12 protein-coding genes and 1 tRNA gene are annotated in these 12,127 nt (G+C 55.1%); 7 read left to right on the forward strand and 6 right to left on the reverse strand.

Features of this window, described 5'->3' with window-relative positions; all coding sequences use genetic code 11:
* Positions 1-63: 63 nt before the first annotated feature.
* The 5 genes from ACR3FC_RS01390 to ACR3FC_RS01410 all read left to right on the forward strand — a co-directional run bounded on the left by ACR3FC_RS01390 (position 64) and on the right by ACR3FC_RS01410 (position 3,896).
* Positions 64-366, forward strand: a complete 303-nt coding sequence (locus tag ACR3FC_RS01390; RefSeq protein WP_480472792.1) for a hypothetical protein — start codon at positions 64-66, stop codon at positions 364-366.
* 236 nt (positions 367-602) lie between these two features.
* Positions 603-932, forward strand: coding sequence for a hypothetical protein (locus ACR3FC_RS01395; protein WP_480472794.1), 330 nt, complete (start codon positions 603-605; stop codon positions 930-932).
* 207 nt (positions 933-1,139) lie between these two features.
* Positions 1,140-2,150 (forward strand): branched-chain amino acid ABC transporter permease, encoded by a 1,011-nt coding sequence (locus tag ACR3FC_RS01400; RefSeq protein ID WP_480472795.1) that lies wholly within the window; start codon positions 1,140-1,142, stop codon positions 2,148-2,150.
* Positions 2,147-3,460, forward strand: a complete 1,314-nt coding sequence (locus ACR3FC_RS01405) for a branched-chain amino acid ABC transporter permease (RefSeq protein ID WP_480472797.1) — start codon at positions 2,147-2,149, stop codon at positions 3,458-3,460. The genes ACR3FC_RS01400 and ACR3FC_RS01405 overlap by 4 nt, the downstream gene beginning before the upstream one ends.
* A 181-nt stretch (positions 3,461-3,641) precedes the next feature.
* Positions 3,642-3,896, forward strand: coding sequence for a hypothetical protein (locus tag ACR3FC_RS01410; RefSeq protein ID WP_480472799.1), 255 nt, complete (start codon positions 3,642-3,644; stop codon positions 3,894-3,896).
* A gap of 32 nt (positions 3,897-3,928) precedes the next feature.
* On the opposite strand, the gene ACR3FC_RS01415 is transcribed toward ACR3FC_RS01410, so the two are convergent.
* Positions 3,929-5,476, reverse strand: a complete 1,548-nt coding sequence (locus tag ACR3FC_RS01415; RefSeq protein ID WP_480472801.1) for a helicase HerA-like domain-containing protein — start codon at positions 5,474-5,476, stop codon at positions 3,929-3,931.
* Positions 5,477-5,908: 432 nt separating this feature from the next.
* On the opposite strand from ACR3FC_RS01415, the gene ACR3FC_RS01420 reads away from it, so the two are divergent.
* Complete coding sequence (locus ACR3FC_RS01420) at positions 5,909-6,487, forward strand: invasion associated locus B family protein (RefSeq protein ID WP_480472803.1); 579 nt, start codon at positions 5,909-5,911, stop codon at positions 6,485-6,487.
* Positions 6,488-6,536: 49 nt separating this feature from the next.
* Here ACR3FC_RS01420 and ACR3FC_RS01425 read toward each other — a convergent pair whose 3' ends face one another.
* Genes ACR3FC_RS01425 through ACR3FC_RS01440 form a run of 4 tightly spaced genes read right to left on the reverse strand, consistent with a single transcriptional unit; the run spans position 6,537 to position 10,778 of the window.
* Positions 6,537-7,745: a beta-ketoacyl-[acyl-carrier-protein] synthase family protein gene (locus tag ACR3FC_RS01425; protein ID WP_480472805.1), complete on the reverse strand. Its 1,209-nt coding sequence runs from the start codon at positions 7,743-7,745 to the stop codon at positions 6,537-6,539.
* A 9-nt stretch (positions 7,746-7,754) separates the two neighbouring features.
* Positions 7,755-8,012: an acyl carrier protein gene (locus tag ACR3FC_RS01430; protein WP_480472807.1), complete on the reverse strand. Its 258-nt coding sequence runs from the start codon at positions 8,010-8,012 to the stop codon at positions 7,755-7,757.
* Between the two features lie 32 nt (positions 8,013-8,044).
* The gene (locus ACR3FC_RS01435) at positions 8,045-9,136 is read right to left on the reverse strand and encodes a UDP-3-O-(3-hydroxymyristoyl)glucosamine N-acyltransferase (protein WP_480472809.1); all 1,092 of its coding nucleotides are present in this window, start codon (positions 9,134-9,136) and stop codon (positions 8,045-8,047) included.
* Positions 9,137-9,170: 34 nt separating this feature from the next.
* Positions 9,171-10,778, reverse strand: a complete 1,608-nt coding sequence (locus ACR3FC_RS01440; protein ID WP_480472811.1) for a L,D-transpeptidase family protein — start codon at positions 10,776-10,778, stop codon at positions 9,171-9,173.
* Positions 10,779-11,131: 353 nt separating this feature from the next.
* Here ACR3FC_RS01440 and mepK point away from each other — a divergent pair, with 353 nt between their 5' ends.
* Positions 11,132-11,701 carry a peptidoglycan L,D-endopeptidase MepK gene (mepK, locus tag ACR3FC_RS01445; RefSeq protein WP_480472813.1) on the forward strand — a complete coding sequence of 190 codons (570 nt, stop codon included), beginning with the start codon at positions 11,132-11,134 and terminating at the stop codon, positions 11,699-11,701.
* A 273-nt stretch (positions 11,702-11,974) separates the two neighbouring features.
* On the opposite strand, the gene ACR3FC_RS01450 is transcribed toward mepK, so the two are convergent.
* Positions 11,975-12,051: transfer RNA gene (locus tag ACR3FC_RS01450), tRNA-Arg, on the reverse strand.
* Positions 12,052-12,127 lie beyond the last annotated feature (76 nt).

A 12,127-nucleotide genomic window follows, 5' to 3' on the forward strand; every position in this document is an offset into this window, starting at 1 on the left:
TTGCAACCCACCTCTTGATTGCGGTGGCGATGATTTCAATGACTGCAAACAACGCAAGGGGTATTGCAAAGACTCCTGAGCTTCGCATTTCAGCCTCTTAAGGCGGAAGATACTAACGATCAAAAACCGTATGGCATGTTCGCGTTTGCTGGTCATGAAAAGTTCGTTTTAACGGGCGCAAAGATTGCTCTGGAAAACCAACAGAACGTAGTTTTGGTTTTGCTGAAGGGTCAACCGCCTTTGGATGAATTTGAGAACTGGAACGTCATGTTGTCAGATAACGGACGAATTAGTGTTCACGTGAAACTTACGAGCGGCATACCGTCTGTGGCTTCTTATCGTGGCGCTTGTCAGGTGCCCAATTAATGGGCTTCCTCACTCTTCCCGTTGTTTTTTGAGCCAACGGGCTAAGACTGAGCATGTGTTTCGCCCACGCTCAAATTATTCCGCCATCCCAAGATTTCCACGCGTCGGCTGCAATCCGGTCACATTGTGCGTTTAGCGCCCGGCGCTGTGAAGGAAACGGTTTCCCGGACAAACAAATCTGATTCCGAGAAATCAAGCGAACCTTCTGAATGAAAAACTCTATTCAGGACCCAAAAATGAAAAAATGGATATGGGTGGCCGTCGCCACTTTGTGCACGACCGCTGCAATTGCGGAAGAACGCCACTTTGTCTGCGTCTCAGACCGTGACGGCAGTGAAGTGCGCCTCAAACGGGCGTCGGAAGGAGACAAGGGCATCATCGAAACCGCAAGTGTTTCTGGCGACGCGATGGTCTTCAAAGGCGTTGGCAACATAACGTTTGTCTATATCCAGGGCGATGAGGTCATGACTTTTGTCGTGAACTATGACGACATGACCTTTGATCTTTCGGTCAAAGGCCCCAACGCGGGGACTGATCGCGGCGCTTGTACTGAAACAAACGCCTGAGCCCCCTTCCGACCATCTCGACCACGCACCGGAATTGACCGGTGCGTGACTGAGCCGGGCTTGATGTGGAAAGTCCGTCCTTCTTGAAAGTTTTTCTAGGGTATTTTCGCTACCAGCAGGAAAATATGACGATAAACCGCGTGCAAAACATTGTGCCCGCGCAGACCGTTATGCCATAAGGTCGCACCCGGACAGTGAGAAGAAATAATGGACTTACTCAACGCGCTTGTTGCGCTTGCCAACTTTGTCATCGTGCCTGCGATTGCCTATGGCAGTCAGTTGGCATTGGGGGCGCTTGGCGTGACCCTGATCTACGGCATCCTGCGGTTTTCGAACTTTGCCCATGGTGACACCATGGCCTTTGGGGCGATGATCGCTGTGCTTGTCACCTGGGGCTTACAGGCCGCTGGTGTCAGCTTTGGGCCGTTGCCAACTGCCCTGCTCGCCCTGCCCTTTGCTATCCTTGGCTGCATCATGCTGGTGTTGGTTACAGACAGACTGGTCTACCGCTTTTACCGCGAACAAAAGGCCAAGCCGGTTATCCTTGTGATCGTTTCAATGGGTGTAATGTTCATCATGAACGGTCTGGTGCGCTTTATCATCGGGCCGGATGATCAAAAGTTCTCGGACGGTGCAAGATTCTTGATATCCGCGCGGGACTTCAAGTCCATCACGGGCCTTCAGGAGGGTCTGGCCATCAAGACCTCGCAAGGGATCACCCTGATAGTGGCCGTTATTGCCGTGGCCTTGTTGTTCTGGTTCCTCAACAAAACACGAACCGGAAAATCGATGCGCGCCTATTCCGACAACGAGGATCTGGCACTTTTGTCCGGTATCAACCCTGAACGTGTTGTGATGATCACCTGGATCATCGTAGCCGCCTTGGCGACCACAGCGGGTGTTCTTTATGGGCTGGACAAAAGCTTTAAACCCTTCGTCTACTTCCAGCTTCTGCTTCCGATATTCGCTTCGGCCATCGTGGGTGGCCTTGGTAACCCACTGGGCGCAATTGCAGGCGGGTTCATCATCGCGTTTTCCGAAGTGACGATCACCTATGCCTGGAAAAAAGTACTGACCTATGTGGCCCCCGAAAACCTGGAGCCGTCCGGATTGGTTCAGCTCCTGTCCACCGATTACAAATTCGCTGTCAGCTTTGTCATCCTGCTGATTGTGCTTCTGTTTAAGCCCACGGGCCTGTTCAAGGGAAAAGCAGTATGACCGAATCTGTCAAAAACACTCTGCTTTTCATAGCTGTTGGCTGCCTCATTCTGCTGACCGGTTTCACGCAAAGCTGGAACACCGCCGTTCTGATCCTGAACATGGGGCTGATCTCGGCCATCATGGCGATCGGTGTGAACCTGCAATGGGGCTTTGCGGGCCTGTTTAACGTGGGGGTCATGGGCTTCGTCGCGCTGGGCGGTCTGGCCGTGGTGCTAGTATCAACAGCGCCTACCCCGGGTGCCTGGGGCGCAGGCGGTTATGGTATCGTTCTGTCCTTGCTACTGGGGGCTGCCACTGTTGTTGCAGCCGTACTGGTGGCAACAAGAATGCCCAAAGGCCGGGTGCAGACGCTGACAATAATCACTGTCCTTATCGTCGGCTTTTTCCTCTACCGGGCCGTGTTCGACCCCAATGTTGCCGCAGTTGAAGCCATTGACCCGGCGATTGCCGGTAACATCGGTGGACTGAACCTGCCCGTTCTGCTGGCCTGGCCTGCCGGAGGTCTGCTGGCTGCCGGGGCGGCATGGCTGATTGGCAAAACCGCGCTTGGGCTGCGGTCAGATTATCTGGCGATTGCCACGCTGGGTATCGCCGAGATTATCATCGCCGTCATGAAGAACGAGGACTGGCTGGCCCGCGGCGTGAAGAACGTCTATGGCATCCCGCGCCCCTCGCCGGTTGTCGGGTATGAAGTTGACTTGCAGCAAGATCCGGCTTTTCTTGCCCGCGCCGAATGGCTGGGGCTGGATCCGGTCACTGCATCCACCCTTTCGGTGAAACTTGGGTATTCGCTGCTGTTCATGCTGGTTCTTCTGGCGCTGCTATGGATGGCGCAGATGGCGCTGAAAAGCCCGTGGGGCCGCATGATGCGCGCAATCCGCGACAATGAAGTTGCAGCCGAAGCAATGGGCAAGGACGTCACCCGTCGCCACTTGCAGATTTTCGTATTAGGGTCGGCCATTTGCGGCATCGCTGGCGCGATGATGACCACCCTGGACGGACAGCTGACACCGGGCACCTACAATCCGTTGCGCTTTACCTTCCTGGTTTGGGTCATGGTGATCGTTGGTGGTTCCGGCAACAACTTCGGAGCCGTTCTGGGCGCGTTCCTGATTTGGCTCTTGTGGGTTCAGGTCGAGCCGATTGGCTTGTGGTTGATGAGTGTGATCACCGCAGGCTTACCGGATGGCAGCGCGCTGAAGTCACATCTTATTGATAGTGCCGCACATATGCGTCTGTTCACGATGGGCCTGATCCTGTTGATTGTTCTCAGATTCAGCCCAAGGGGTCTGATCCCCGAGAAATAGACCGACGCCACGTTCCAATACACAAAACCGCGCCACTAATCTGGCGCGGTTTCTTGATTCTTAAGGTTTTTCTGAATAAACGGACCCACCACAGTGTTTTTGATTTGCGGCAGGTTGCTGGCACTCACCCTCGCCTATGCCGTTTCAATCGATCAACAAGACGAGTAGACAAGAGTAGAAAATGAAAGCACCACATCTGAAATCACTCATTCTGTTTCCGGCTATTGCGGTTGTAGTATCCGCATGCGTTCCCAGCCCCGAAGATCTTGAGACGACGCCGGTCAAGGTACAGACTCCTAAAGGTGTTGTGACCTGCCAGCTCTATCGTCAGGATCGTGTGACCTGGGACCGCGCAATCGACTTCCCAGCCACAAAGATGTCTGTCCCCGAGGCTGACGCCTATTGCCGTCAGGAAGGCCAACGCCGACTGAAGTAAACGCGACAGCGCCCCCAACGGGCGCTGCGTTCTTACCTGTTGCGGAACAAACCGCCGAGGATACCGCGCACGATCCGGCGCCCGGTAGTGCCTTTAAGCTCTTTGATCACCGCTTCGGTCATCGCTGTGGCAAAGGTGTCCTGCTTGCGCTCAACCCGGGATGAGGACCGGTCAACCCGGCTGCCCGAATATCTGCGGGCCGAAGAGTATTCGCGTTCGATCGGCGATTGCGCTTCAAAAACTTCGTCGGATTCGGCCAGTTCTGCGGCATTGGCCGCAGCTTGGGCCCGCGCCTGAAGAATCTCGAAGGCAGATTTTCGATCTATGTTCTTGTCGTATTTCCCCGCCATTGGTGAAACTGCTAGAATGTCCCGGCGTTCGGCATCTGAAATTGGCCCCAGCTGAGATCCCGGCGGGCGAATAAGCGTGCGCTCGACCACGCCCGGAACACCTTTCTTTTGCAGCATGGAAGTAACGGCTTCCCCCACGCCGACTTCGCGAATTGCCGTTTCCGTGTCAAAAGTCGGATTCTCGCGATAGGTTTCAGCGGCCAGCCTCAGGTTCTTTCGGTCCCGCGCCGTGAATGCCCTTAATGCGTGCTGAATACGGTTACCCAGCTGACCCAGAATATCTTCCGGGATATCGGCGGGACTCTGAGTAATGAAGTATACCCCCACCCCCTTTGAACGGATCAGGCGGGCGACCTGTTCGACCTTGTCCACCAGTACCTTTGGCGCATCGTCAAACAGCAGATGGGCCTCATCAAAAAAGAACACCAGCTTTGGTTTTTCGGGGTCTCCAACCTCTGGCAGCTCTTCGAACAGTTCACTCAACAGCCACAACAGAAACGTTGCATAAAGTCTTGGGGCGGCCATCAGTTGGTCTGACGCCAGAATGTTCACCATCCCCTGCCCGTTTTCGTCTGTTCGCATCAGATCGGCCAGATCCAGCGCCGGTTCTCCAAACAGCTTTGTACCGCCCTGATTCTCGAGGACCAGCAGACGTCGCTGAATCGCACCGATCGAGGATGTAGATACATTGCCGTATCGCAATGACAGTTGCGCCCGATTCTCTCCGATCCAGACCAGCAGCGCCTGTAGGTCCTTAAGGTCCAGCAACGGCATCCCTTCTTCGTCGGCCACGCGGAATGCGATATTCAGGATACCTTCCTGCGCCTCACTCAACTCCAGTAACCGCGATAGTAACAGCGGGCCCATTTCCGTCACTGTCGTGCGCACGGGATGGCCCTGTTGGCCAAACAGATCCCAGAATGTCACTGGGCAGGCAGAATAGGCAAAATCATCGAACCCGATCCGACCAGCCCGGTCTTGGAACGCCTGATGCAGTTTGTGCGTCTCGCTGCCCGGAAGGGCCAGCCCAGACAGGTCCCCTTTCACATCCGAGAGGAAAACTGGGACACCCGCCTGAGAAAACCCTTCTGCAAGAATCTGCAATGTCACAGTCTTGCCGGTACCAGTTGCCCCGGCAATCAACCCATGGCGGTTCGCATATTTCAACGCCAGTTCCTGCGGCTGGCCATAGTTTTCACCGCCACCGCCCAAAAAGATATTCGTGCCCATTAACATTGCCTTATTGTTCACCGATCCGCCGCCAGCATACAAAGTTAACCTTTGACTGCGATAGTCTATTTGCCTTGCATTGCGGGGCAGACTTCCTCCCTGTCGACTGGCCGTGCCTGCTGGCACGGCCCTTTTGGTTCGGCCACTGGATTATTATTCTGGCGCATAGATTAAAAATTGAGGATAGCTGTTGACCCGTGTGCGCCCCTTACGTAGGGTTTGCGCATAAATAAGTCGGCCAGTCCGACGGGGAGAAACTTATGGGGAAGGGAGCTGGTCGAACAGCTCCCTTTTTCTAATCTCCGAAGGTGCGGTTCCAGCCCTCAGGCAAGAATCCGTTCACCTTCGCAAAGGCTGTTCTGTTAGTGCCTGACACTGGTTCAGAAGAGTGTTAAACGAAGCAAAAAGATCAATCATCAACCCGAGGCATTCATGTTCAAGAAAATCCTTTCGTTCAACACGGTCGCCGCCGTTCTGCTGTCCGGAGCAGCGTATGCACAAGACACAACCACAACCGCGCCAGACGCTGGTCTGGACCTAGGTCAGGAAGGACCCCGGGTCGGAGAACAGTTCGTAAAGGAAGAATTCGGCGATTGGGACGTATCCTGTATCAAGGCACAGGAAGGCGAGGATCCTTGTGCCATCGTTCAGGTTCTCGAAGGCAACAATGGTGATCCGATCGCAGAAGTATCGATCGGGAAACTGCCGGAAGGTGGTGCCGCCGTTGCTTGGGCAAACGTCATCGTACCCCTGGAAACACTGCTGCAAGCGCAACTGGCCCTGTCAATCGATGGCGCTCCGCGTAAATTGTACAACTATCACCAATGCGTTCCCGTGGGCTGCATCGCGCAATTAGGTCTTAGCCAAGGGGATATCGATGCGATGAAAGCTGGCACTAAAGCGACGTTTTCGCTGGTTCCAGCCCGTTTCCCGGATCAGGTTCTTGAAATGGACATGTCGCTCTCCGGCTTCACATCGGGCTTTGACGCTCTGAACGTCAACACAAACTAAGAAAAAAACATCCGTGGAAGCCGCCGTATTAGTAACGGCGGCTTTTTCACTAAACCCGCTTCAGGGCCAGTACGGCATTTAACCCACCAAAGGCGAATGCGTTGCTGAGAGCGACGTCGACCTTTGCCTCGCGCGCTTCGTTCGGTACGACGTCCAACGCGCATTCCGGGTCCGGTTCCTCATATCCGATCGTCGGTGCAATGACACCGTCCCGCAGCGCCATGATACAGGCCAGCAGCTCAACCGCGCCGGTCCCGCCAATCAGGTGACCGTGCATGGATTTCGTGGACGAGATCATCAGATCGTCGGCGTGTGGGCCAAATACGTCGGCCACAGCCGCGCATTCGGTTTTGTCATTTGCAGCCGTTCCGGTGCCATGCGCGTTGATATAGCCCACATCTTTTGCGTTCAGCTTCGCATCGGCCAAGGCACCAGCCATGGCACGCGCGGCCCCTTGTTTGCTGGGCATCACAATGTCCGAGGCATCCGATGACATGGCAAAGCCGACAACTTCGCACAGAATTTCGGCACCTCGGGCCCGGGCGTGTTCGTATTCTTCAAAAACAAAGACGCCTGCCCCTTCACCCTGCACCATTCCGTTGCGGTTGGCACTGAACGGGCGACATGCGTCTTTCGACATCACGCGCAACCCTTCCCAGGCTTTGACACCGCCGAAACACAGCATGGATTCCGAGCCCCCCGTTACCATGACCGGAGCCGCGCCACTACGCACCATCTGAAAAGCCTGAGCCATCGCATGATTTGACGACGCACATGCTGTCGAGACCGTGAAACTTGGGCCCTTCAGGTTGTGTTCCATGGAAACGTGGCTTGCGGCAGCATTGTTCATGAGTTTTGGAACGACAAAGGGATGTACCCTGTTTTTTCCATCCTCATAAACCGAACGGTAATTGTCATCCCAAGTCGAAACACCACCGCCCGCAGTCCCCAGAACAACACCTGATCTGGCTGCAAGTTCGCCATGAAACTCGATACCCGACTGCTCAATCGCCTCTTTGGCTGCCGTCAGGGTGAATTGGGTGAAGCGGTCGTACAGCGACATCTGCTGTCGGTTGAACCGCCCTTCTGCCTCGAACCCCCGGACCTGTCCGCCGATCTTGATGGCCAACCGGTCGACATCCCGAAATTCCAGATCGGAAATACCACAACGACCTTCGCGCATGGCTTCCAGCGTGTCAGGGACCGAATGGCCCAGCGAATTGATCGTACCCGCTCCGGTTATGACAACGCGTTTCATGAGCGTTTGTCAGACCTTTTCCGACACAAGCTTTTCGATCCCAGAGATGATCGCAGCTACATTCGAGATATCAAAATCACTGGCCTCGGGTTCGTTGGCATTGAAAGGAATCGAAATGTCGAACTCTTCCTCGATGGCAAATATGCTTTCGACCAGTCCAAGGCTGTCGATACCCAGATCTTCCAGCGTGCTTTCGGGCGTTACATCCGATGGCTCCAGAACGGCCTGCTCTGCAATGATCGCGATGACGCGGTCGCTGATGCTCATGTCGATCCCCTGATTATCAGTTTGAAGTTGATTTAATCGCTCGGGGTCTGTTTGAAAACAGCCTTTTTGAGTGCCTCGACGTCGCGGGCCATGCGGGGCAAGCGTCGTTGCGCCTTGTAGATATCCGTATGCGTTTCCATTTTGACGCCGGGATACCCCATGATCACGCGGCCGGCGGGAACATTGGACAGTATCTTGGTGCCGCCTCCGGCAATAACCCCGTCCCCGATGAATATGTTGTCGACAACGCCGGTCTGACCGCCCAGAACCACGTTGTTTCCGATCTCAACCGATCCCGACACACCAGTCTGACCGCACAGCAGGCAGTCCTGACCGACGCGAGTGTTGTGCCCGACATGGACCAGATTATCCAACTTGGATCCGTTGCCGATACAAGTGTTTCGGATCGTGCCATTATCGATTGTACAATTCGCGCCGACTTCGACGTCATCACCGATTTCCACCGCACCCAACGAATGAATGCGCAGCCAGCTCTGTGCTTTGGCCTCACCCTGATCGCCCATTGTCTTGCGTACATTTTCGACGCCCGAGACTTCGGGTGTTACGAAGCTAAACCCGTCCCCTCCGATCCGAGCACCGGGTTGCGCGATAAAGCGATCTCCGATCCGCGCCCGTGCGCCAATGCTGACCATTTCGCGCAACACCGCCTGGTCGCCCAATATGGCGTCCATTCCCACCACGCACTGTGCCCCTATGACAGAGCCTGCGCCGATACGGGCGCGCGCGCCCACAACAACCAACGGACCAATCGCCACATCCCGACCGATTTCAGCGGTCGGGTCGATCACGGCCGAGGGGTGAATCCCGGGTTCAACTCCCTGCCCCCGATCCAGCATGGCCGTGATGCCAGCCATGGCCATGCGGGGACGTTTGACAAAGATCGCGGCACGCAGTCCCATCGCCTGCCAGTCGGCCCCTTCCCAAAGGACAGCCGCACGTGCGGCTCCGTTGGCAAGCGCCTCGGCATATTTCGGAGACATAGCCATCGCCAAATCTGTCGGACCTGCGTCGCCCGGTTCGGCGGCGCGCACGATCGTCAGGCCGCCATCGCCCTGACATTCTGCCCCCAGAGACTCGGCGATCTGTTGTATGGTAAACTGCATGGCGGGCTTCCTTTTGGCAGGATTTGCCCTGTGCTTACCCCTGAACGTCCGGCAGGGCCACCCCTGCCTTTTGCAAGGCTTCCCAAATCTTGCCGTCCCGCCCATAAACATCGCGGCGATACTGCACTTCGCCTTTGGGCCCGATATAGGCCGTGCGATAAATCAGATGCACCGGAACTTTCTGCTCCAGATTGACTTTGGTTTCTTTTCCGGTGTTCAGAACGCGATGGAAGAATGCCTTTGGATCTTCCTCCTGTTTGGCCAGCAAGGCGTAAGCAAATTCAAAGGGCTGGGCCAAGCGGATACACCCATGTGAAAAGGCCCGAACCTCACGCGAGAACAGGTTTTTCTGTGGAGTATCATGCAGATAGATGTTGTGCTTATTGGGGAACATGAACTTCACCAGACCCAGCGCATTGCTTTGGCTGGGCGGTTGGCGCATTGCGAAAGGAAAATTTCTGGTCGTAAACTGGGTAAAATCCACCGCACTCCGATCGACTTGCCTGCCGCTTCTGTCAGTTATCAGAATATGGCCCACGGCATTCGGGTTTGATTGCAGCTTCGGCAGGTATTCCTTGGTCACGATCGAGCGGGGAACATGCCAACTTGGGTTAATCACCATATGCTCCATCTCATCCGAAAACTCTGGACTTCTGCGATCATGAGCATTTTTACCGATGACTGCGCGGGTTTCAAAAGTGACTTGCCCGTCGTCCACGATCTTGGCTGAGAAATCGGCTTGGTTCACAAGGATATGACGCGTACCTCGTTCCCGAGGCAGCCAGCGTTCGCGTTCCAACGCAACGTAAACGGCTTTCAACCGGTCTGTGGCTGGACGGTTAATCTCGGCAATCGTCCCCTTGCCCGCCACGCCATCGGGTTCAAGCCCATGCGCTGTTTGAAAGGTGCGTACACCTTCCAACAACGCGTTGTCGAAAGACGGGCTGGCGGATGGTTTCATGTAACCCATCACCACCAGACGGTCGCGCAACTTGACGACATTCGGTCCGGTATCACCGTATTCCAGCTTGTTTTCGGGCACCGTTGGCCCCCATCCGCCCTGGAACACCAGTTTTTCCAGAACCAGCTTCTGCTTCATCAGCGCCCGGTATTGATGTGTTTGCGGTGACAGGGCTGCAAAGTAGGCCGCGCCCTGCGTGTTTATTCCCTGCAAATGCTCGGCCGCGCTGCGACGTTCTACGGATCGAACCAGCCCCTCATCGACACTGCCAGGCCTGATTAAGCCTGCGTAAAGCGCGTCGGCATATTTGACAAAGATACGGCTCAGCTCTGCTTCAACAGCACCGAGATCGCGCACCGAACGGGCCTTTTCCATCTTCTCCATCACGGCGGCAACAGTTGGCTCGGCCTGTGGCAGACCATGCAGATGCGCATTCGTAAGCGCATTGATCAGCGCCGCCCGGCGCCGTGTGTGTTCGGGCGTATCACCCACCCAAACTGGCGAAAACCCGTTCGCCCGGTAGAAATCGACCAATTGCGGCGCCTGCGGCGTATGTTCAGCAATCGCCATCTGAAACGCAGTCCCTGGCACCGCTTCAGGCGACGTATTGGCGACAGATGCAGTAGCCACGAAACACGCGGCAAACAGGATGCTGGTACTGGTGCGGAGAACGGAAAGCATAGGATGGCCTTGAAATTCAATAGCTTGAACTGGTGATTGATACGTCGCACGATTATGCAGTCGCGTCAGAACGCTTGTCCACTCACGAAATCCTTACCAATTCGCTTCTTCGTGGGCCTGATGCGCGTTTGCATCGGCAGGGTGACCCAAAGCCCACAACTGCGAAATTTTCGTGATTCGCTGTGACATATGCGCAAAAAACTGCCGAAATTTCCCCCTTGAAAAGGTGCAATTGAAACACTTCTTGGCCGTCGATTCCGATTGTGCCATACATTCCGCATCTGGGATGGGAATAATTAAGACAGTGCACGTAACATCGTGTGCAGGCAGGAACAGTACGGGACGAAACTAAAATGACAGAGAGCAGTTCCTCGGGCTTGACCCGGCGTGCCCTATTGGGAGCGTTTGCAGCAACGGCAGTCGTAGCAGCACCCACCTACTCCAACGCAGCAGGCTTTTTACGCGGTGGCGGCGATATTCGTCGCATTCGTATGTATTCCGGTCGCACTGGCGAACGGTTGGATATGATCTATTGGGTCGATGGTAAGTATATCAAGGACGCTGTCAAAGAAGTGAACAACTTCATGCGTGATTGGCGCACAGATCAGGTAAAATCCATCGATTTGCGCACGATTGATATCATGGCGGCATCACACAACCTGCTGGATGTCAACGAACCCTATATGCTGTTGTCAGGCTATCGCTCTCCTCAGACCAACGCAATGCTGCGTTCCCGGTCGCGCCGTGTGGCGCGCAATTCGCTTCATATGGAAGGGCAAGCAGCTGATCTGCGCCTTGCCTCCCGCTCGGTTTCACAGATGGCCAAGGCAGCGATGTCGTGCCGCGCAGGCGGAGTTGGTCAGTATTATGGATCGAACTTCGTACACATGGATTGTGGCGTGGTTCGCACCTGGCGCGGGTAACGCCCGGACGCTTTTGGTCTGTTCAGAACCTATTCTGACTGTATCTTCCGGTCGGTTTTCTCGTAGTCGTAGCGATTGGCGGCAGAGCCGCCAAGTGTGCTAATTTGTTATTCTCGGCACCTGACAGAATATCTCTCCCTCAAGCACTGCAACTCAGCTATGATTATTAGCTTGTGAGCCGTTGCAATGACTGCACGATCAATGCGCTAAGAAAGCCAAATGACAAGCCCACTGTTCAGGGCTTCCGAATTCAATCCGACGTTGAATATAGGGTGGCGCACCTGAGAGGATTCGAACCTCTGGCCTCTGCCTTCGGAGGGCAGCGCTCTATCCAGCTGAGCTACAGGTGCCTTGGCCGTTAGCTAACCTTGTTCCAATCCGGGTGCAACTGCAAATCGCGATTGCCGCACCCTTATCAAGACCAAA

It is taken from the genome of Ruegeria sp. AF3, from assembly GCF_056536285.1.

Excerpts from the sequence above, each read along its gene's own strand:
- ACR3FC_RS01395 (WP_480472794.1), top strand. The coding sequence starts at position 603 with ATGAAAAAATGGATATGGGTGGCCGTCGCCACTTTGTGCACGACCGCT.
- ACR3FC_RS01400 (WP_480472795.1), top strand. The coding sequence starts at position 1,140 with ATGGACTTACTCAACGCGCTTGTTGCGCTTGCCAACTTTGTCATCGTG.
- ACR3FC_RS01405 (WP_480472797.1), top strand. The coding sequence starts at position 2,147 with ATGACCGAATCTGTCAAAAACACTCTGCTTTTCATAGCTGTTGGCTGC.
- ACR3FC_RS01410 (WP_480472799.1), top strand. The coding sequence starts at position 3,642 with ATGAAAGCACCACATCTGAAATCACTCATTCTGTTTCCGGCTATTGCG.
- ACR3FC_RS01415 (WP_480472801.1), bottom strand. The coding sequence starts at position 5,476 with ATGGGCACGAATATCTTTTTGGGCGGTGGCGGTGAAAACTATGGCCAG.
- ACR3FC_RS01420 (WP_480472803.1), top strand. The coding sequence starts at position 5,909 with ATGTTCAAGAAAATCCTTTCGTTCAACACGGTCGCCGCCGTTCTGCTG.
- ACR3FC_RS01425 (WP_480472805.1), bottom strand. The coding sequence starts at position 7,745 with ATGAAACGCGTTGTCATAACCGGAGCGGGTACGATCAATTCGCTGGGC.
- ACR3FC_RS01430 (WP_480472807.1), bottom strand. The coding sequence starts at position 8,012 with ATGAGCATCAGCGACCGCGTCATCGCGATCATTGCAGAGCAGGCCGTT.
- ACR3FC_RS01435 (WP_480472809.1), bottom strand. The coding sequence starts at position 9,136 with ATGCAGTTTACCATACAACAGATCGCCGAGTCTCTGGGGGCAGAATGT.
- ACR3FC_RS01440 (WP_480472811.1), bottom strand. The coding sequence starts at position 10,778 with ATGCTTTCCGTTCTCCGCACCAGTACCAGCATCCTGTTTGCCGCGTGT.
- mepK (WP_480472813.1), top strand. The coding sequence starts at position 11,132 with ATGACAGAGAGCAGTTCCTCGGGCTTGACCCGGCGTGCCCTATTGGGA.